A 20009-nucleotide genomic window follows, 5' to 3' on the forward strand; every position below is an offset into this window, starting at 1 on the left:
AAGCCATGTTTACTCATGCAGCTATTAGGTCTAATCATGACGAATGCTCACACATCAACGCCGTTTCCTGCCATCGACCAGCGCGCTCGCCGCCTTCGATTCCGTTGCAAAGCTCGGCAGCTTCTCCGCCGCTGCCAGCGAACTCGCCCTGACGCAAGGGGCGATCAGCCGCCAGATCGGCTTGCTGGAGGACCAGCTCGGCGTCAAATTGTTCGAGCGTACCAATCGCGGCGTCGAGTTGACCGCCATTGGTCGCAACTATGCCAAGGGCATTGGCGACGCGCTGGCGACCATCCGCACCCTCTCGCTGGAAGCCATGGCCACCCGCGACGATACCCATCTCAGGCTCGCCATCCTGCCGACCTTCGGCACCCGCTGGCTGATGCCGCGCATTCCCGACTTCCTGCAGCGCAACCCCGCCGTCATCATCGACTTCGCCACCCGCATCGGCCAGTTCGAATTCGAGGGTTCCGGCCTCGACGCCGCCATCCATATCGGCGAGCCGAACTGGCCTGGTACCGATTGCCAGTTCCTGATGCAGGAAATGGTTGCTCCCGTCTGCAGTCCCGCCTTCCTGGAGCAGAGCCCGGTAAAGCGCCCGGAAGACCTGCTGGCCAAACCGCTCTTCGACATGGCCTCGCGCCCGCGCGCCTGGCAGCAATGGTTCGCAAGCCTCGACATCGCCGACGGTCGGGGCGGCGGCATGCGTTTCGAGCAGTTTTCCAATGTGGTTCAGGCCTGCCTGGCCGGCCTTGGCATCGCCCTTGTCCCAACCTTCCTGATCGAGCCCGAACTGGCCAGCGGCCAGTTGGTGCGCGCCTGGAAACACGAAGTCAAAAGCGCCAGCGCCTACTATCTCGTCCGACCATTGTCGAAGATGGCCTACGCACCGGCAAGTGCCTTTTCCGCCTGGATTCTTGAACAGGCAAGGGAGTTTAGCGCCATGCGCAACGAGGCGCTGAAGATCTAGAGCCGTTCATTTTTAAATGGAAGCAGTTCTGCCGGAGCAGGCTTTCGTCGGGGCAGTGGCGATCGGCGAAGCGCATACCCCAATGTATGTGCGAGCCGATCGCCGCTGATCCCGGCGGAAAGATGCCCGGCCCTAGCTGGTTTGAAAAGCAAACCACCGGGGTTGGCTGAAACGGGCCGCCTGATCGACCGGCCGGCTTGGCCGTATACTGTGGATACGACACGCGCCGGCCGGTCGACCATGCAACTCCGTTTGAGCCAACAGAACTGATTCCATTTAGAAATGAACGGCTCTAGGAACCTTTACAGGTCACATCGCCAAGCTGTAACTGGTGCCGATTGACAAGCCACTGACATGGACCAAGAGTACTTTCGAATAGGCTCGCATAAGCCTTCGGGAGAGAACCATGTTAAAGCACCTTGCACAGGCCACCCTCGCGCTCGCATTGGGTATGACGATCCTTGCACCGATCGCGGTTGCGCAGGACAGCCGCAGCATCGAAACCGTTCAGGACGGCGACTACTTCGGCTTCGATCTTCGCACGGAAAAGAACGTTTCCCTGGACGAGTGCGAAGCAAGCTGCATTGCCGATGGCTCCTGCCGCGCATTTACCTACAATCCTAAGGTCCAGTGGTGCTTTCTCAAGTCCGACTATGACCAGTTGAACACATTCGTCGGTGCCGTCGCTGGCCGTATCGTCGAAAACGTGGCTGAAGCCGACATCGGTGCGCCGCCGCGCCTGCCGTTTCTCTCGGAACAGCTTTTAACCGATGCACGCGATCAGCGCGCCAACCTGACCCTGCCCGAGGAACAGAGCGGCCTCGGCCGTGAAAACCTGATCGACACGGCGCGTGTGGCCTTCACCAGCGGCAACCTCGACGCGGCCTTAGTCGCCCTGAAAGGCGCGCTGTCGATCGATCCGGATGACGCAGCGACTTGGCTTGAAATGGCCCGCTTCGCCAATTCCGTCACCGGCAATACAAGCTATGCTGGCGAAGCCGTGATGGCGTCGATCAACGGCTACCAACTGACCCGTGGCGCCTCCACGCGCGCCGAAGCTTTGGCGTCGATGGCCAGGGGCCTCGACAACTCGGAAAATTACCGCGCCGCGATCAACGCCTACAAGGCCAGCCTCGAACTGGCATCAAGCCCGGCAATCCAGGCAGAGCTCGGCGAGCTGCGCGCGCGCAAAGGGTTTCGTGTCGTTGGCAATACGGTCGATTCCGACAGCGCCAATCCGCGTGCCTGCGTCGAATTCTCGGAGCAACTGGTCAAGCGGGGCGTCGATTACACGCCGTTCGTGACGCTGGATGGCAAGGCACCGAAAGCCCTCGAAGCGAAGAACAGCCAGATCTGCGTCGAAGGTCTTGAACATGGCGGTCGCTACAAGCTCGCCATTCGTGCCGGCCTGCCTTCGTCCGTCGATGAAAGTCTGGACGCCCCGGTCAAACTCGATCTCTATGTCCGCGACCGCACCGCCACCGTGCGCTTCACCGGCGACAGTTTCGTCCTGCCATCGACCGCCCGTCGCGGCATTCCGCTGGTGTCGGTCAACAGCGACAGCGCCAAGCTCGAACTCTACCGCATCGGCGACCGCAACATCGCCCCGCTTCTGGCCGCGTCGCAATTCCTCACCCAGCTCGATGGCTATGGCGCAAGCCGTGTACGCGACGAAACCGGGGAACTGGTCTGGCAGGGCACGGTCGACATCGCCAACGACATCAACAAGGAAGTCGTCACCAGCATTCCGGTTGATGAGGCACTGCCGACCCGCAAGCCCGGCATCTACGTGCTGACCGCCGTCTCCCCGACCTCGACGAGCGAGGACTGGGATAGCCGCGCCACCCAATGGTTCGTTATCTCGGACATCGGCCTCTCGACCTTTGCCGGCACCGACGCCCTGCACGTGTTTGCCCGCTCGCTGGCAACCGCCGCACCGCTGGAAGGCGTCGAACTGCAACTGATCGCCAAGAACAACGAGATTTTGGCAAAGGCGACGACAGACTCGAACGGCAAGGCCCAGTTCGATGCCGGCCTGATGCGTTCAGGCGCAGCCCTTGCTCCGGCCGTGATTGCCGCCCGCAAGGGCGAAGACGACAACGTTTTCCTCGACATGACCCGCGCCGGCTTCGATCTGTCCGACCGCGGCGTTACCGGCCGCCCGGCACCGGGCCCGGTCGATATCCTGTCCTGGACCGAGCGCGGAATCTATCGCCCCGGCGAAACCGTGCACGCGGCAGCCCTTGCCCGCGATACTGAAGCCGATGCGATCGGTGGACTGCCGCTCACATTCATCTTCTCCCGCCCCGACGGCGTCGAATTCCGCCGCATGGCCGTGACCAGCGAGACGCTGGGTGGCTATGCCGTGGATCTCCCGCTGCTCGCCAATTCCATGCGCGGCACCTGGACGGTCGCGATCCACACGGATCCGAAAAAGGCTGCAATCGCCCAATCGTCGTTTCTGGTTGATGATTTCGTCCCCGATCGGCTCGATTTCGACATGACCAGCGAAGCAACAAGCGTCTCGTCGGATGAGACATTCACCGTTACCGTCGACGGCCGATATCTCTACGGCGCCCCGGCGGCCGGCCTTAGCCTGGAAGGCGAAGTCAACATCCGCCCGACCACAAGCAATCCCGCCTATGAGCGCTATGTATTCGGCCTATCCGACGAAGACGAGGTGGAAGACGTTCGCGTACCGCTCGAAGCGCTGGAACCCCTCGATGATGACGGCAAGGCCAACATCGACATTGCCCTGTCCGAACTGCCGTCGACAACCAAGATGCTCAACGCCGAAGTGGTTCTGCGCCTGCGTGAAGGCGGCGGCCGGGCCGTCGAGCGCAAACTGACGCTGCCGGTCCAGTCGGAGACCGCCCTGATCGGCATCAAGCCGGAATTCATCGGCGAGCTTGCCGAAAACTCCAACGCCGCGTTCAATCTGATTGCCGTTGGTCCCGACGGCCAGAAACAGGCGATGCCCGGTGCGCGCTGGAAGCTGGTCAAGCTCGAACAGAATTACCAATGGTATCGCGAGGGGTCATCCTGGCGCTACGAGCCGATCACCACGACCACGCAGGTCGCCGACGGCACGATCGACATCACCGCCGAGGGCACAGCCCTGACCGTTCCCGTTGCCTGGGGTCGCCATCGTCTCGAGATCGAGCAGGCGGGCGCCAATGGTGCCGCCTCCAGTACCGAGTTCGATGCTGGCTGGTTCGTCTCTGCAAGCTCGACTGAAACCCCGGATGCGCTGGAAATTGGCCTCGACAAGCCGGCCTACACGGTCGGTGACACCGCAAAACTCAAGATTTCACCACGCTTTGCCGGCCAGGTCCTGGTGACCATCGGCACCGACAGTCTCGTCACGTCGCAGACGGCCGATGTCCCGGCTGGCGGCACGGAAATCGAAGTCCCGGTCACCGCCGACTTTGGCGCCGGCTCCTATGTCACCGCCACGCTGTTCCGCCCCGGTGACGCCGAGGAAAGCCGCATGCCCGCCCGCGCGATCGGCATCACCTGGCTCAGCGTCGATCCCGGCGCCGACAAGCTGGCGGTCAAACTGACACCACCGGAACAGACCCTGCCCCGCCAATCACTGGACATCCCGATCGAGGTTGCAGGTGCCGGCATCGGCGAGGAAGCCTATGTCATGGTCGCCGCTGTCGATGTCGGCATCCTCAACCTGACCGGTTACAAGGCGCCCGACCCGGAAACCTATTATTTCGGCCAGCGCCGCCTCGGCATCGAATTGCGCGACCTCTATGGTCGACTGATTGACGGCTCGCTTGGCGCAACCGGTCGGCTGCGCACGGGCGGCGATGGCGGTCAGGTCGCGCTCTCCGGCAATCCGCCGAAGGAAAAGCTGGTTGCTTTCTTCTCCGGTCCCGTGAAGCTCGATGCCGATGGCAAGGCAATCGTCTCCTTCGACATCCCGCAGTTCAACGGCACGGCCCGTGTGATGGCAGTCGCCTGGTCGAAGAGCGGCGTCGGCCACGCAGAAACCGATGTCGTCATCCGCGATCCGGTCGTCGTCACCGCCAGCATGCCGAAATTCCTGGCACCGGGCGACAGCGCCAACTTGCGCCTCGACATCGCGGCAACCGATGCCCCGACCGGAAACTACACACTGGCCGTCAGCAGCAACGAGCCTGTCGACGTTGATCCGTCGGGAGCGACGCAGCAGGTTGCGCTGACCGCCGGCAAGACCACCACCGTGACAATCCCGCTGACGGCGGCAACGCCGGGCCAGGGCGCGATTGATATCGCGCTGTCCGGTGCTGACGGTCTCGCCGTCAGCCAGTCGCTTGACCTGATTGTGCGCCCCTCGACCCTGCCGATCACCGAGCGTCAGGTCGTGGCACTTGCCCCCGGCCAGAGCCTGACGATCAGCGGCGACCTGCTCGCCGACAGCATCCTGCAGGATGCGTCCATCAGCCTCAATGTCTCGCGCGCCAGTTTCGACGTGCCGGCACTGCTGATGGCACTCGACCGCTATCCCTATGGCTGCGCCGAGCAGACGACCAGCCGCGCGCTGCCACTGCTTTATTTCGACGAACTCGCCAAGCTTTCCGGCCTGCCGGAAGACGAGGCGGTCAACAAGCGCGTGCAGGATGCCATCTACCGCGTGCTCGCCTACCAGTCCTCCAGCGGCTCCTTCGGCCTTTGGGCACCGGGCTCGGAAAGCCTCTGGCTCGACGCCTATGTCTCCGACTTCCTCACCCGCGCTCGCGAAAAGAAATACGACGTGCCGGAAGAAGCCCTCGTCCAGGCGCTGCAGAATCTGCAGAACCGCATCGCCTATGACACAGACATCAAGAGCCGTGGCAACGAGATCGCCTATTCGCTCTATGTGCTGGCCCGCAACCGCAAGGCATCGCTGAGCGACCTGCGCTATTATGCAGACACGATGCTGCAGGACTTCCCGACCCCTCTGTCCAAGGCGCATCTGGCCGCGGCACTTTCACTCTATGGCGACGCGGAGCGCTCCAGCAGCACCTTCCTCGACGCAGCCGGCATGTCGGAACAGGCGAGGATTTCGAAGGTCAGCTTCGTCCGCTCGGACTACGGCTCGCAACTGCGCGACAGCGCCGGTGTTTTGGCTCTTGCCGCCGAAAGCCGTCCCGTTCCGCCGGTTGTGCCGATCCTCGCCAAGCTCGTGGCTGATGAATGGAACGAGAAGCAGGTGCTCAGCACACAGGAGCAAACCTGGATGTTGCTCGCCGCCCGTGCCCTGCAACAGGATGACGCCGGTCTGAAACTGGAGGTCAACGGCGGTGTCCGCGATGGTGCCTATGCAGCGACAATGCCGGGCGAGGCGCTTCTGCAATCGCCGGTGACGCTGACCAACCGCAGCAATGATCCGGTCAGCGCCGCGATCACCACGGTGGCAGCTCCCGTCGAGGCGCCTGCCGCCGGCGGCAGCGGCTTCGACATCACGCGCACCTATTACACGCTGGATGGCGAGGAAGCCAACATCACGGAGGCACAACAGAACACGCGTTATGTCGTTGTCCTGACGGTAACGGAATCGGATGACTGGCCAGCCCAGCTGATGGTCACCGACCTCTTGCCGGCAGGCTTCGAGATCGACAATCCGAGCCTCGTCGACAGTGCGACACTCAGCAATTTCGAGTGGATTGGACAAACCCAGGCAGCCCATCTCGAATTCCGCAGCGATCGTTTCGTCGCAGCACTCGACCGCCAGGCAGACGACAACAGCGAGATTACCCTGGCTTATGTCGTGCGCGCCGTGTCGCCCGGCACATTCGCCCTGCCGGCGGCATCGGTCGAGGATATGTATCGTCCCCAGTTGTCGGCGCGCACGGCGGCCGGCAATATGAGCGTATCTGTGGCCGAGTGATGCCGAACTGGCGCGCCTTGACTGTAGGATCGGCCATGACCGTCAGTTTGACGGTCATGGCCCTCTTTGCGCTCGACACCGCCGACCGTCTTTATCCGCCACCGCTCGGCCCGGCACATCTGGTGTCCACTGAAATCCTCGATCGCAACGGCGAATTGCTCCGTGCCTTTGCCACCAGGGATGGCCTTTGGCGACTGAAGACCACAACCGAAGACGTCGACCCGGCTCTGATCCGCATGCTCCTCGCCTATGAGGATCGCCGCTTCGAAAGCCATGCCGGCGTCGACCCGCTGGCGCTCGGCCGCGCCGCCTGGCAACTGGTGACGAACGGCCGCATCGTTTCCGGTGCCTCGACGCTGTCCATGCAGGTCGCCCGCCTGATCGAACCGCGCCGCGAGCGCTCGGTGACCGCAAAACTCATCCAGATTGCCCGGGCCCTGCAGCTCGAACGCCGTCTGTCGAAACAGCAGATCCTCGATCTCTACCTGACCCATGCGCCCTATGGCGGCAATCTTGAAGGCGTGCGTGCCGCAAGCCTCGCCTGGTTCGGCAAGGAGCCGAAACGGCTGACGACGGCGGAAGCGGCTCTTCTGGTCGCCCTGCCCCAGCTTCCCGAACGGCGACGGCCGGATCGTTTCCCGGATCAGGCCTTGCAGGCCCGCGCACGCGTCCTCGATCGCGCCGCCGAGGCGAAGGTGCTCGAGCAGAGCGAAGTCACCCTTGCCGCCGGTGCCGAACTGCCGCGGCAGCGCCGGCAATTGCCAGCCTTTGCCGCCCACCTTGCCGAAGCCGCGCGCCGCAAAGCCCCGCACGCTGAAACGCACCAGACGACGATCCTGCGTCCGGTCCAGGCCAAGCTTGAGCAGGTTGCGGTCGAGGCAGTCCGCGATCTCGACCCGAAGGTCTCGCTCGCCTTGCTGATGGCAGATGCCACGACCGGCGAGATCGTTGCCGAAGTCGGCGCCGCCAACTATTTCGACGCCAGCCGCTCCGGCTGGATCGACATGACCCGGGCCCAGCGCTCGCCTGGTTCGACACTGAAACCCTTCATCTACGGTCTCGCCTTCGAACAGGGCCTGGTGGCGCAGGAAACCATCGTCGAGGACCGCCCGGCAGATTTCTTCGGCTATCGCCCCAAGAACTTCGACATGCATTACCAAGGCGATGTCAGCATTCGTCAGGCCCTGCAACTGTCGCTGAATGTCCCGGCCGTGCGCCTGCTCGACGGCATCGGCCCATCGCGACTGATGGTTCGCATGCGCCGCGCGGAGGTCAGGCCGGTACTGCCGCCAAATGAGGCGCCGGGGCTGGCGATCGCGCTTGGCGGCGTCGGCATCACGTTGAAAGACCTCGTCCAGCTTTATGCCGGCCTCACCAATCGCGACCAGCCGGTGCAGCTGGGTGACGGGATCCGCGAGCAACCCGCCTTGCTGGAAAGCCAGCCGCTGTTCGAACCCATGGCTGCATGGAATATTGCCGACATCCTCGGTGCCGTCCTGCCACCGGCCGGAAGCCCGCCGGCCGGCATCGCCTACAAGACCGGCACGAGCTACGGTTACCGTGACGCCTGGTCGGTCGGCTATGACGGAAAATACGTCATGGGCGTCTGGATCGGCCGGCCCGACAACGCCGCCGTCCCCGGGATCTCCGGTTATGCCACAGCCGCACCGGTTCTCTTTGAAGCCTTCGCCAAATCCGGTCTCGCCGGCACCCCCCTGCCCCGCGCACCCGGCGGCGCAGCCCGCCTTGCCCAATCCGACTTGCCGGTCAGCCTTCGCCGCTTCTCGACGGGGACGAACGGGCTGGTTGCCACCTCAACCCGCGAGCGACCGCCACAGATCATCTATCCGCCGGAAGGCGCCCAGATCGAACTCGGCAAGGACGCGAGCGGAGCCTTCCGTCCGCTGATTGTCAAAATGCAGGCCGGGCGTGCGCCTTTTCGCTGGCTGGCCAATGGCAAGCCGATGGAAACATCGACGCGCCGTCGCACCGGGGAATGGCAACCGCAAGGAACAGGGCAATCCACCCTGACGGTCATCGACGCCGATGGCCGGGCTGCCAGCGTCAATATCTTCATTCGCTCATAGGTCACTGATCCAGCCCGCCGCCACAAGCGTAACACGTGAAGGCAGCCAATTCGGACGGGAGATCATCACATGCAGGTTCAGATCCGTGCACCCATTATGGCGATCGCAGCAATTGCACTTGGCACGGTCTGCGCATCCGCCAGCCAGCCGTTCACCGCAGCCGAAATTCGGCAGGACATCATCGGCAAGCGCATCTATCTCGCCGTGCCGATGGGCGGCGAGTTTCCATTGAACTATCGCCCCAATGGACAGGTCGACGGAACGGGAGAAGCGCTCGGCCTTGGCCGTTTCGCCAAGCCGAAGGACACCGGGAAATGGTGGATCGATGGCGACCGTCTATGTCAGCAGTTCACCAGCTGGTACAAGGGAGCCCCGATGTGTTTCGAACTGCAGCGGATCGACGACAAGCAGCTGAAGTGGACGAGAGACAACGGCGAGACCGGAACGGCCCGGATCGGAAGCAATATCTAATGCAACCCGACTAGCGGCATCCGTGTTTTGACATCGGCTCCTGGCACTCTATCCTGCCATCGCAACGAAACTCGGAGTGATCAGGTGCCAGGACTGAAGACGCGACCGGTCGGCGCAACCGCAACACTTGGCAAAACCGGCTACCCGCATCTCGTATCCGAGACGGGCGGCACGCTCGACATAGCCACGGGACCATCCCAACCAGGTTTTAATCCGATTGACCTGCTATACGCCGCACTCGCCGCATGTCTGGCCATGAGCGCACGCATTGCAGCGCGGGAATTGGGTCTGGCGGATAGCCTGAGTGAAGTCGTGGCCAGGGCAACGGGGGATAAGGCAACCGATGGTCTTTCCCGTATCGCCCGCTTTCACGTCGTCATGCGTTTCAGAGGCAATCTCACGCCACAACAACAGTTGCTTGTGATCCACCGGGCCGAAGAGATCTGTACCGTCAGCAACAGTCTTGCCTCTCGACCGATGATCGAGATCGGCGAATTCTAAAGCGACAGGATTTCCAGCGTGCGGTGATCGAGCCGGCCACCGCAATACTGATCCAGAGCCTGGCGAAATATCGCACCACGTTCGTCCGGAGCTGCGAGAGAGAACAAAGTCATGCAGGACTGGAACTTGCGGTCATCCGGGGAGCCGAAAATCTGTCGCAACGAACGACCCTCGATCGACAGTATCAGGCCCGTGCAGTCGACAAGCCTCGGGCCAAGCTGGGCATGACGCAGGTAGCTCTGAGCCTCCTCGACAGAGGCCAGACTGTAGTGCAGCGACGTTGGTGAAAGACCAAGTCCCCGCAATTGCGGAAAGACGAACCACATCCAGTGACTTTGTTTTCGCCCGGCACTGAGCTCAGCCATGACGGTTTCCAGGACCGGCGCCTGCGCGTCGAGGAAACGACTGCTGTCAAACGTCTTCGGATCACCCATCTGAAGCCTCCAACCCCAGCGAGAAAAATACAGTCTACATGTATCAGATTGCGCGCGATATTGTTGATCGTTGGCGATAAGCGCCACTGTCTCACCAGACGCCCGATCGCCGCAGCACTTGACGTTTAGTATATATTCGCAGACAAGTGGCCTTGCGCGACGAAGCCTGATGCTCGTCGCCGTCGAACCTGGTGCCGGGCCCCTCTGGCGAGAGTTTACGGCGCTCTCGTGATGTCGGTACCGCCAGCAAGACAGCCGGCGGATTCAAAACAAATGAACACTTGGATCATGCTATTTGCGTGTGCGCATTCTGCGCTGCGCGACGCACATTCCCTCTCTTCCGACATGCCCCTTTCTCCCACTCAGGAGGTCTTGGCATGAACGCTCCCCTTTCCCTCAAAAGCGGCACCAGCACCCTTGGCTATTTTCGCTGGGCCTTCATCGTCACCGTTCTCGGACTTATCCTGGGCGGCGTCCTCGGCTGGCAGTCGACCGGCACGATCGGCGGCATGGCCACTGTCTTCTTCATCTGCGCGGTACTCGCCGTTCTGGAAATCTCGCTGTCCTTCGACAACGCGATCGTTAATGCCAACAAGCTGAAAGACATGACACCCGTCTGGCAGCATCGCTTCCTGACCTGGGGCATCATCATCGCCGTATTCGGCATGCGCATCGTGTTCCCGCTGCTCATCGTGGTCATCGCGGCAAAGATCGGTCCGATCGAGGCTGTGATCCTGGCCGCCCGCGAGCCGGCCGAATATGCCCGCATCATGAACGACGCCCATCTGCCGATCGCAGCCTTCGGCGGCACTTTCCTGATGATGGTCGGTCTGACCTACTTCTTCAATCATGAGAAGGACGTGCACTGGATCGAAGTCATCGAAAAGCACATGGCGCGCTCGGCCTCGATCAAGGGCATCGAGATCGCCTTTGTCCTGATCCTGATCCTTGTCTTCTCCAGCCTGCTGGAAGGTGAGGAAGCGACCACCTTTGTCTATTCGGCCATCTACGGCCTCGTGACATTTCTGGCGGTCGAAGTGCTGGGCGGACTGCTGGATGCATCGCAAAAAGCGATGAGTGAAGCGGCCAAGGGCGGCCTCGGCGCCTTCATCTACCTTGAAGTCCTCGATGCCAGCTTCTCCTTCGATGGCGTGATCGGCGCCTTCGCCCTGACGCAGAACCTGTTCATCATTGCCATCGGCCTTGGCATCGGCGCCATGTATGTGCGCTCAATGACCATCATGCTGGTGGAAAAGGGCACGCTGGCGGAATACCGCTATCTGGAACATGGCGCATTCTACGCCATCCTGATCCTCTCGGTGATCATGTTCTTCCAAACCCTGGTGCATATCCCGGAAGTGATCACCGGCCTCGGCGGCGCGGCCCTGATCGGCGTCTCGCTCTGGTCCTCGATCCGCTACAACAGGCGGGAACGCGAGGAAGAAGCGCGGATGGCACAGGAAGCTGTCGCCGACAATATCTGATCTGCACGCCAAAGCAGACAGAACAAAATACCATCAGGCCGACGGTCATCCGTCGGCCTGATGTGTTTGACCACTATAGGCAGATCAATCCGGCCCCACATCGACCTGGTTTTGGCCAGAGCCGGAATCCGGCAAAGCGCCTGTCCCCGGCGTCTTCATCTCATCTTGCAGATCCTTACGCGCATGGGGGCCCGCCACCGGAATGCTGCTCTTCGTTGTCTCGTCCTCATCCTTTGAAGTAGAGCGTTCGCCGGTGGGAGCTTGCTCATTCCGGTGAGCCTGCGGGCTGGCCACCGGTGGGCTCGTCGCTGGCGCCTTGTCGTCGTGATGTCTTGGTTCGTCGGCCATCTCAAAATCTCCTCTGTTGTCCCTGATGAACAACACGACGACCGCCAAAGAGTTCCTTGATGGTTTGATCCAGGCTGACGCCGCAACACCAATCATGAGGTTGCGCGGCGCCAACGATACTGCCTCCTGCCGATCGCCCACATCGCGGAATTGCGGATATCACCCGCCAGCAACGGAGGGTGAAACGCCGACAACCCAACCATCCCGCCTTGTCCTTGCGGTTGCCAATCTTACATGATCTGCCGCACGCAAAAGCAGGGAAAGACATGACCGATCCTGAAACCCAGACGAACGACCCGCGCAAACCCGGCATCGCCTCCTTGCGGCTGGCCTCCCTGGTGACCCATGCCGAGACCGCAGGATCGGTGAGCCTTGACGAATTACTGGCGGCCATGGGCCGGACCAGCATCGCTTTCGCCATTCTTATTCTATCGCTGCCCGCTCTGAACCCGATACCCGGTCCGTTCGGCATGGTATTCGGCACGTGCCTCGCCATCATCGCCGTGCAGATCATGGCCGGCTATCAGCGCATATGGCTGCCGGCGTTTCTTGGACGACGTCGCATCTCGGCAAACGTGATCGGCCTGATTGTCCGCTACACAAGTCCTCTGGTCTCGCGCGTTGAAACGGTCCTGCGCCGCAACCGCATGCGCCATTTTGCCGGCCGCACGGCACAATCATTGCTGGGCATTCCGGTTTTCCTGCTGGCAATCGCCGTGGCCCTGCCCATTCCTTTCGGCAATTTCCTGCCTGTGGCAGCGCTGGTCATGATTGCCCTCGGCCTGATGGAACGGGATGGCCTGATGGCCATGCTCGGTGTGGCGCTTGGCATCATTGCATTGGCCACGTCCGGCGGCCTGATCTACGGCGCCATTCGCAGCCTTGGCTGGGCAATCGGCTAGGAATCGAGCGATCGAAATATTTTCCAATCAGCAGGGAATAATCTCCTCCCGGGGTTCGTATACTGAGACATGAAACCCGGAACGCACCCTTTCAATGTGATTGGACAGCTCGCAGCCTTGCGCCGCTATGCACGGTCGCTGGCGCGTGATCCGGACGAGGCAGAAGATCTGGTGCACGACACGCTGGTGCGGGCGCTCGAAAAGCAATCGACCTTCCGCACCGGCGCCAACATCCGCAACTGGCTGCTCTCGGTCCTGCACAACACGCATATCGATCGCTTGCGCCACAAGCGCGCCGTTGCACGGCGCGATGCGGCAACGCTGGACCTGATACCGCAATCGGCACAGGCCGATCAGGAACATTCCGTTCGTCTGACCCAGGTGCGAAATGCGTTTCTGGCTCTGCCGGAAGATCAACGCGAGGCACTGCACCTCGTCGCCATCGAAGAGCTTTCCTACCAGGAAGCAGCAAACGTGCTCGGCATTCCGGTCGGAACGCTGATGTCGCGAATTTCCCGTGCGAGAGCCCGTCTACGCGCAATTGAAGACAAGGAAGGGACCGCTCAGGTGACCCACCTACGTATTGTTGGAGGCCCAGCCGATGACCAGTAGTGACCCCGTTATCGAAACTGACCTGCACGCCTATGTCGATGACCAACTGAACGTCGGACGCCGTATCGAGGTTGAAGCTTACCTGTCCGAGAGACCACAAGTCGCCGCGCAAGTGATGGCGGACTTGCGTGTGCGCGACGAGTTGCGGCTGTCACTTGCCGGCCTGCCGAGCGTCAGCAAGATCGAAACCCGCGACGCCGCCCGAATGCTTGAAAGAGCATTCAGCCGTCGCCGGACCTTCGACCTGTTTCGCCGTGCCGCGATGATAACCCTCTTCGTCGGTGCCGGCTGGGCCGCCCACGGCTGGATTGCACCGCTTGGCGTGGGCGAGGTCGTGGCATCCGTACCGCCGCCAGCATTTGTCGAGGAAGCCATTCGCGCCCACCAGACGGCGGAACTGCGTGAACAGATGCCGTCACAATCCGAGGCCAGCACCTACGACGCTGCCGACATTCGCTCCGCGACCGCGATCGTGTTGCCGGACATGCCGGCGCAATGGGTTGTGAACGACGCGCAGATCTTCCCTTCGGCTTTTGGCCCGAGCGTCGAACTCGCTGTCTCCCCCGGCAAGGGCAAACGTCTGTCGCTCTTCGCCGTCCGTCCGGGAACCTTCACCGTACAGCAAGTCCTCATCAAACAGGATGGCACAACGCAGGCTGCATACTGGCAGATCGGTGAAGTCGCCTATGCATTGATCTCCGAAACCGAAAATCCCGAAATGCTGGCTGAACAGGCCCGCAAACTTGCACGCACTCTTTATTGATCCCACCAAGGAGGAACTTGACTATGGATCCTATCCAGAACCGCTTCGGCTACGGTAGCCAGGCACAGTCCGCGGCCCTTTTCGACGAAGGCCTGCGCCAACACATGCTGCGCGTCTACAACTATATGGGCCTCGGCCTGGCCATCACCGGCCTGGTCGCCTACTTTGTCGGCTCGACGCCAGCCCTTTATGTGCCCATCTTCTCGTCCCCGTTGAAATGGGTCGTGATGCTGGCGCCGCTCGCCTTCGTCTTCTTCTTCTCGTTCCGCATCCAGACCATGTCGGCCTCGACCGCGCAGATGACCTTCTGGGCATTCTGCGCCGTGATGGGACTGTCGCTCGCATCCGTCTTCCTGGTCTTCACCGGAGCGTCGATCGCCCGTACCTTCTTCATCACCGCCACCATGTTCGGCGCGACCAGCCTCTATGGCTACACCACCAAGCGTGACCTGGCGAAGATGGGCTCGTTCCTGATGATGGGCCTGATAGGCATCGTGATCGCCTCGGTCGTCAACATCTTCCTCGGCTCGAGCGCCCTGCAGTTCGCTGTCTCGGTCATCGGTGTTGTGGTCTTTGTCGGCCTGACCGCCTACGACACGCAGAACATCAAGGAACAGTATGCCGAGAACGTCGACCAGGAGAGCCGGCAGAAACTGGCCGTCTTCGGCGCGCTGTCGCTATATCTGAACTTCGTCAACCTGTTCCAGATGCTGCTGAGCCTGACCGGCCAGCGCGAAGAATAACAGAACGCTAAAAATAGCGTCGGGAGAAACACCCAAAGAGAGACGCCCGGACCTTGCGGTCCGGGCGTTTTGTTTTGCGGGAGTGACTGTGATCGCTCAGACGATGCCGCCCGAACCGCCCTTTACCGCCGGCCGCTCGGCCGCGACCTTGGCCCGGTAACCGCTGGCGCGGTAGGATGCGATCGGATCGATCGCCCCACCGGTACGACGACGGGCCTCGGCAAGGATCGCTTCGACATCGGTGCGATAGGCACGCTTCAGCGTTTCTGTCGCCATCAACGCGTCATTGCCGTTCTGATAACCTTCGAGTGCTGCACGATCGACCAGAAGCGCCTGCGCATAGGCGCGCCGGATTTCATTGGCACTCGAAATCAGGCTTTCGATCGGATCGGTCACATTGTGGCTCTGGTCTATCATATGGGCCGGGTGGAAACCCTTCACGCCGCGATGCTCCGCATCGACCAATTCGTTGAACACCAGGAACAGGCGGTAAGGCTCGACCGATCCGGCATCGAGATCGTCGTCGCCATACTTCGAATCGTTGAAGTGGAAACCGCCGAGCTTGCCGAACTGGATGAGCCGGGCAACGATCATTTCGATATTGGTGTTGGGCGCATGGTGCCCTAGGTCAACCAGGCATTGCGCCTTCGGGCCAAGCGTCTGTGCGATCAGGTAGTTCGTGCCCCAGTCCTGTACCACCGTCGAATAAAATGCCGGCTCGTACATCTTGTGTTCGGAAAACAGGCGCCAATCATCCGGCAGCGCCTTGTAGATATCCGCCATGGCCGCGAGATAGCGCTCGAAGCTGCGGGTGAAATTCGTCTGGCCGGGGAAGTTGGACCCGTCACCAACCCAGACCGTCAGCGCCTTCGAGCCGAGTGCAGCGCCGATCTCGATACATTCGATATTGTGCTCGACCGCCTGTGCACGGGTTGCCGCATCCACATGGCTCAGGGAACCGTATTTATAGGAGTTCGCCTGATCCGGAGCGTCGGAGAAGGTATTGGAATTCATCGCATCGAAGCCGAGGCCCAGCGCATCGCCCTTCGCCTTCAACGCCTTCGGATCGGCCTTGTCCCACGGGATATGCAGCGACACGGTCGGCGTGGCGCGCGTCAGCTGGTTGATGACCGAGCAATCGTCGAGCTTGTCGAAGATATGGCGCGGTTCGCCAAGCCCGGGAAAGCGGGCAAAGCGAGTGCCGCCGGTACCCACGCCCCAGGAAGGAACGGCGACGAAGAACGCGGCGACCTTGTCTGTGATCGCATTAATATCGACACCGCTGCGGGCGAGCTTTTCCCCGAGCGCTGCGTAGTCTGATTTGAGCGCGGATGCGCGCTTGTCATTGTCTGCGGCGATGAAATCGGCCGAAATCTTGCTGTTCGTCATTATTTCCTCCTCCTCACGCGAACGATTTTGTTCCATCCGCGTTTAACTGAACCAATCCAGATAACGGAGTCATCATGGACGTTCTACGCATTCTGCTTGCCATTCTCCTGCCCCCAGTCGGCGTATTCCTCCAGGTCGGTATCGGCCTTCAATTCTGGCTGAATATCCTGCTGACACTCTGCGGCTATCTGCCGGGTATCATCCACGCAATCTGGGTTATTCTCAGAAAGTAAGGTCGGTCCCGCCGCGGCATTTGCGCCGCCGCAGGACCCGGGAGGATAGCTTATCGGGTAAAGCTCTGGGCGTTGCCGGCATCGACATTGATGATGTTGCCGGTCGACTTGGCTGAAAGGTCGGACGCCAGGAAGTAGATCGCCTCGGCAATGTCTTCCGGGAAAACGTTGAGCTTCAACATCGAACGCTTGCGGTAATGTTCCTCGAGATCGTCCACTTCGATCTTCGAGGAGGCCGCACGCTGCTCACGCCATTCGCCATTCCAGATCTTCGAGCCGCGCAGGACGGCATCCGGGTTGACGGTGTTGACGCGGATGCCGGCATCTGCGCCTTCCAGTGCCAGGCACCGGGCGAGATGGATTTCGGCAGCCTTGGCCGTGCAATAGGCCGAAGCATTGGGTGACGAGGCAAGGCCGTTCTTCGAAGCGACGAAGACGACATTGCCGCCCAGGCCCTGGCGTCGGAACAGGCGGAAGGCTTCGCGCGAAACCAGAAAATATCCGGTCGCGAGAATGTCGATATTCTTGTTCCACATCGCAAGCGTCGTCTCTTCGACCGGCGCAGACGAAGCGATACCGGCATTCGACACCAGAATATCCACACCGCCGAACTCGACCGAAGCTTCGACGAACGACTGCAGAACCGCATCTTCCTTGGTCACGTCGAGTTGGACCGAGCGTACAGCATCGCCGCCATGGCGCTTGCTGAAGTCTGCCGTCGTATCCGCAAGCGCCTTGGCATCAATATCCGCCAAGACCACGCAGGCACCTTCCGAAACCAGCCGCTCGGCAGTGGCGCGGCCGATGCCGCCGGCGCCGCCGGTGACGAAGGCGACCTTGCCAGCCAGGCTCTTCGGCTTCGGCATGCGCTGGAGCTTCGCTTCTTCGAGCAGCCAGTATTCGATGTCGAAGGCTTCCTGCTCAGGCAGCCCCTGATACTCGGAAACCGTCGTGGCACCCTTCATCACATTGATCGCGTTGACGTAGAATTCGCCGGCGATACGGGCGGTCGCCTTGTCCTTGGCAAAGGACAGCATGCCGACGCCCGGCACCAGGAAGATCACCGGATTGGGATCGCGGATCTTCGGTGAATTGTCGTGCTTGCAGGTCTCGTAGTACCGAGTGTAATCGGCGCGGTAGTCTTCCAACGCCTTGTCGAGGCCGGCGAGAACCGCATCGACATCCGGCTTGGCCGGATCGAAATCGACGATCAGCGGACGGATCTTGGTGCGCAGGAAGTGGTCCGGGCACGACGTGCCAAGCGCACCAAGCGGCTGGAGCTGCTTCGAGTTGACGAATTCGAGCACCGCATCCTGATCGTCGAAATGGCCGAGCTTGCGCTCCGCCTTGCCGATCCGGCCACGGATTTCCGGCATCAGCCTGGCCGCGATGGCGCGGCGCTCGGCAACCGGCAGGCTTTGCGTAATGGCGCCGCCGAAGATCGTCTTGCCTTCGGTTTCCTTGGCAAACCACTCGATCGCCTTGTTGATGATCTCAAGGGTCAACAGGTAACAATCCTTGGCGTCGTTTGCCCAGGTGAACAGGCCGTGGCTCTCGAGCACGACGCCCTTGGCATTCGGGTTGGCCTTGACGAAGGCTTCGAGGTCGAGACCAAGCTGGAAGCCAGGACGACGCCAGGGCAGCCAGCCGATATCGGCACCGAAGATCTTTTGCGTGAGTTCCTTGGAATTCTTCGAAGCCGCAATCGCGATGATCGCATCGGGATGCATGTGATCGACATGGATGAACGGCACGAAACCATGCAGCGGCGTATCGATCGAGGCAGCACGCGGGTTCAGGTTGAACGTGCAATGGGGCAGGAAGCCGACCATGCGATCTTCGTCATCAACGCCCTTGTAGATGCCCTTCAGCGCATCGAGCTTGTCCTGATACAGCGTCGAGAAACCATCGAGCTTGATCGTGCCGACATCACCGCCAGAGCCCTTGACCCAGAGAACCTGAACCTTTTCCCCGGTGAGCGGATCGGTTTCCATGACCTTGGCCGAGGTATTGCCACCGCCATAATTGGTAATGCGCTTGTCCGCACCAAGCAGGTTCGAACGATAAAGCAGCTTACCCGGCTCATCGAGCTTGGCAGCGTAGGCATCATCCCAACGATTATCGAGAAGGCGGGTATGGCCCGTCATGACATCCTCCAGGTATTTGTTCATGGGCCGAAATGCACGGACCCATCTCCTTCTTGTCGATGGGTATCGCGCATCAGATCGACGATTGTCAATCAGTTTCGATCATTACTTTTCATTGTGCGTTGCAATATTATCTTTTTTGATCGTTTCTGATTGACAGGTTAAAAGCAATCCGAATAAATCAGGATCAGGAGGAGCCCCATGCACGAACGCGAACGCCATCGCATCATACTCAGCGCGATCCAGGAAAAGCCGGTTGTCACCGTGCAGGATATCGCTGAATTGACCGAGGCATCAGAAGCCACGATCCGCCGGGACATTGCCTCTCTGCATGTGCAGGGAAAGCTTCGTCGTGTTCGCGGCGGCGCAGAGGCCGTGCATCCGCCGCAGCTTGGCAACCTGGCAGCGCGTCCATTCCGCGTGTCTGAATCGGTCAACATCGACAAGAAACGCGCAATTGCGCGCGCCGCCGTCGATTTGTGCGAGGAAGGCGATTCGATCATCATCAATGGCGGCACCACGACGTTCCAGATGGTGCACTTCATGTCGGCCCGCCGCCTGCAGGTGATGACCAATTCCTTCGCCATTGCCGAACATCTGGTCAAGCATTCGAAATGCAATGTGTCGGTCCCAGGGGGCGCGATCTATCGCGACCAGAGCCTGATCCTGTCACCGTTCGAAAATGACGCGATCCGCAATTTCTACGCCCGCCGCATCTTCATCGGCGCGCAAGGTATCAACGCCCACGGCGTGATGGAATCCGACGCGCTGGTCATCCAGAGCGAGCAGAAGCTGGTTCGCCAGGCCGAAGAGCTGATTGTCATGGTCGACAGCAGCAAATTTGCCAAACGTTCGAGCCTCATTCTGTGCCCGCTCGACAAGGTCTCGACCATCATCACCGACGACAGAATTTCCGACGAGGCGGCCGCTATGGTCACCGATGCCGGCATCAAGCTGATTACGGTGAGGCCAGCGGCCTCATCGGAAAAGGAGGATACCACGTCAGTCGCCTGACAATTTAGCGGCTGACGAGGGGGAGTTCAGCAGTTCATCAAACCTGGGAGG

At 61.0% G+C, this 20009-nt stretch carries 16 protein-coding genes; 12 read left to right on the top strand and 4 right to left on the bottom strand.

Annotated features, from left to right (window positions below; all coding sequences use genetic code 11):
* Positions 1-43: 43 nt before the first annotated feature.
* The 5 genes from LQ231_RS19120 (at position 44) to LQ231_RS19140 (ending at position 9889) form a co-directional block, all read left to right on the top strand.
* The gene (locus LQ231_RS19120; RefSeq protein ID WP_230173005.1) at positions 44-970 is read left to right on the top strand and encodes a LysR family transcriptional regulator; all 927 of its coding nucleotides are present in this window, start codon (positions 44-46) and stop codon (positions 968-970) included.
* A 406-nt stretch (positions 971-1376) separates the two neighbouring features.
* Positions 1377-6830 carry an alpha-2-macroglobulin family protein gene (locus LQ231_RS19125; protein WP_230173006.1) on the top strand — a complete coding sequence of 1818 codons (5454 nt, stop codon included), beginning with the start codon at positions 1377-1379 and terminating at the stop codon, positions 6828-6830.
* Complete coding sequence (gene pbpC, locus LQ231_RS19130; protein ID WP_230173007.1) at positions 6830-8917, top strand: penicillin-binding protein 1C; 2088 nt, start codon at positions 6830-6832, stop codon at positions 8915-8917. Before LQ231_RS19125 ends, pbpC begins: the two co-directional genes overlap by 1 nt.
* A gap of 69 nt (positions 8918-8986) precedes the next feature.
* A complete protein-coding gene (locus LQ231_RS19135) occupies positions 8987-9388 on the top strand; it encodes a hypothetical protein (RefSeq protein WP_230173008.1) in 402 nt (133 codons plus the stop codon).
* 84 nt (positions 9389-9472) lie between these two features.
* Entirely contained in the window at positions 9473-9889 is a 417-nt protein-coding gene (locus LQ231_RS19140) for an OsmC family protein (protein WP_230173009.1), read from the top strand.
* Here the strand turns inward: LQ231_RS19140 and LQ231_RS19145 are convergent.
* Positions 9886-10323, bottom strand: a complete 438-nt coding sequence (locus LQ231_RS19145; protein WP_230173011.1) for a DUF1810 domain-containing protein — start codon at positions 10321-10323, stop codon at positions 9886-9888. The two genes, LQ231_RS19140 and LQ231_RS19145, sit on opposite strands and share 4 nt — an antisense overlap.
* Before the next feature lie 377 nt (positions 10324-10700).
* On the opposite strand from LQ231_RS19145, the gene LQ231_RS19150 reads away from it, so the two are divergent.
* Positions 10701-11807 (top strand): DUF475 domain-containing protein, encoded by a 1107-nt coding sequence (locus tag LQ231_RS19150; RefSeq protein ID WP_230173012.1) that lies wholly within the window; start codon positions 10701-10703, stop codon positions 11805-11807.
* Positions 11808-11891: 84 nt separating this feature from the next.
* Here the strand turns inward: LQ231_RS19150 and LQ231_RS19155 are convergent, their stop codons facing one another.
* Positions 11892-12269 (bottom strand): hypothetical protein, encoded by a 378-nt coding sequence (locus LQ231_RS19155; protein ID WP_230173013.1) that lies wholly within the window; start codon positions 12267-12269, stop codon positions 11892-11894.
* A 152-nt stretch (positions 12270-12421) separates the two neighbouring features.
* On the opposite strand from LQ231_RS19155, the gene LQ231_RS19160 reads away from it, so the two are divergent.
* From LQ231_RS19160 to LQ231_RS19175, 4 genes are all read left to right on the top strand, one after another.
* Positions 12422-13057, top strand: a complete 636-nt coding sequence (locus tag LQ231_RS19160; RefSeq protein WP_230173014.1) for an exopolysaccharide biosynthesis protein — start codon at positions 12422-12424, stop codon at positions 13055-13057.
* A 69-nt stretch (positions 13058-13126) separates the two neighbouring features.
* On the top strand, positions 13127-13669 hold the full coding sequence (locus LQ231_RS19165; RefSeq protein ID WP_230173015.1) for a sigma-70 family RNA polymerase sigma factor: 543 nt from the start codon (positions 13127-13129) through the stop codon (positions 13667-13669).
* A complete protein-coding gene (locus tag LQ231_RS19170) occupies positions 13659-14432 on the top strand; it encodes an anti-sigma factor (protein ID WP_230173016.1) in 774 nt (257 codons plus the stop codon). The genes LQ231_RS19165 and LQ231_RS19170 overlap by 11 nt, the downstream gene beginning before the upstream one ends.
* A 23-nt stretch (positions 14433-14455) precedes the next feature.
* Positions 14456-15175: a Bax inhibitor-1/YccA family protein gene (locus tag LQ231_RS19175; RefSeq protein WP_230173017.1), complete on the top strand. Its 720-nt coding sequence runs from the start codon at positions 14456-14458 to the stop codon at positions 15173-15175.
* Between the two features lie 96 nt (positions 15176-15271).
* Here the strand turns inward: LQ231_RS19175 and rhaI are convergent, their stop codons facing one another.
* Complete coding sequence (gene rhaI, locus LQ231_RS19180; protein WP_230173018.1) at positions 15272-16564, bottom strand: L-rhamnose catabolism isomerase; 1293 nt, start codon at positions 16562-16564, stop codon at positions 15272-15274.
* A 74-nt stretch (positions 16565-16638) separates the two neighbouring features.
* On the opposite strand from rhaI, the gene LQ231_RS19185 reads away from it, so the two are divergent.
* Positions 16639-16797, top strand: coding sequence for a YqaE/Pmp3 family membrane protein (locus LQ231_RS19185; RefSeq protein ID WP_113144174.1), 159 nt, complete (start codon positions 16639-16641; stop codon positions 16795-16797).
* A 50-nt stretch (positions 16798-16847) separates the two neighbouring features.
* Here the strand turns inward: LQ231_RS19185 and LQ231_RS19190 are convergent, their stop codons facing one another.
* Complete coding sequence (locus LQ231_RS19190; RefSeq protein ID WP_230173019.1) at positions 16848-18944, bottom strand: bifunctional rhamnulose-1-phosphate aldolase/short-chain dehydrogenase; 2097 nt, start codon at positions 18942-18944, stop codon at positions 16848-16850.
* A gap of 201 nt (positions 18945-19145) precedes the next feature.
* On the opposite strand from LQ231_RS19190, the gene LQ231_RS19195 reads away from it, so the two are divergent.
* Positions 19146-19958, top strand: a complete 813-nt coding sequence (locus LQ231_RS19195; RefSeq protein WP_230173020.1) for a DeoR/GlpR family DNA-binding transcription regulator — start codon at positions 19146-19148, stop codon at positions 19956-19958.
* The last annotated feature ends 51 nt before the right edge of the window (positions 19959-20009 follow it).

The sequence above is a fragment of the Rhizobium sp. CECT 9324 genome (assembly GCF_918741265.1).
GTDB lineage: Bacteria > Pseudomonadota > Alphaproteobacteria > Rhizobiales > Rhizobiaceae > Allorhizobium.

What these genes read in the sequence shown, in the direction of transcription:
- LQ231_RS19120 (WP_230173005.1), top strand. Translation starts at nt 44, where the DNA reads ATGCTCACACATCAACGCCGTTTCCTGCCATCGACCAGCGCGCTCGCC.
- LQ231_RS19125 (WP_230173006.1), top strand. Translation starts at nt 1,377, where the DNA reads ATGTTAAAGCACCTTGCACAGGCCACCCTCGCGCTCGCATTGGGTATG.
- pbpC (WP_230173007.1), top strand. Translation starts at nt 6,830, where the DNA reads ATGCCGAACTGGCGCGCCTTGACTGTAGGATCGGCCATGACCGTCAGT.
- LQ231_RS19135 (WP_230173008.1), top strand. Translation starts at nt 8,987, where the DNA reads ATGCAGGTTCAGATCCGTGCACCCATTATGGCGATCGCAGCAATTGCA.
- LQ231_RS19145 (WP_230173011.1), bottom strand. Translation starts at nt 10,323, where the DNA reads ATGGGTGATCCGAAGACGTTTGACAGCAGTCGTTTCCTCGACGCGCAG.
- LQ231_RS19150 (WP_230173012.1), top strand. Translation starts at nt 10,701, where the DNA reads ATGAACGCTCCCCTTTCCCTCAAAAGCGGCACCAGCACCCTTGGCTAT.
- LQ231_RS19160 (WP_230173014.1), top strand. Translation starts at nt 12,422, where the DNA reads ATGACCGATCCTGAAACCCAGACGAACGACCCGCGCAAACCCGGCATC.
- LQ231_RS19165 (WP_230173015.1), top strand. Translation starts at nt 13,127, where the DNA reads ATGAAACCCGGAACGCACCCTTTCAATGTGATTGGACAGCTCGCAGCC.
- LQ231_RS19170 (WP_230173016.1), top strand. Translation starts at nt 13,659, where the DNA reads ATGACCAGTAGTGACCCCGTTATCGAAACTGACCTGCACGCCTATGTC.
- LQ231_RS19175 (WP_230173017.1), top strand. Translation starts at nt 14,456, where the DNA reads ATGGATCCTATCCAGAACCGCTTCGGCTACGGTAGCCAGGCACAGTCC.
- rhaI (WP_230173018.1), bottom strand. Translation starts at nt 16,564, where the DNA reads ATGACGAACAGCAAGATTTCGGCCGATTTCATCGCCGCAGACAATGAC.
- LQ231_RS19185 (WP_113144174.1), top strand. Translation starts at nt 16,639, where the DNA reads ATGGACGTTCTACGCATTCTGCTTGCCATTCTCCTGCCCCCAGTCGGC.
- LQ231_RS19190 (WP_230173019.1), bottom strand. Translation starts at nt 18,944, where the DNA reads ATGACGGGCCATACCCGCCTTCTCGATAATCGTTGGGATGATGCCTAC.
- LQ231_RS19195 (WP_230173020.1), top strand. Translation starts at nt 19,146, where the DNA reads ATGCACGAACGCGAACGCCATCGCATCATACTCAGCGCGATCCAGGAA.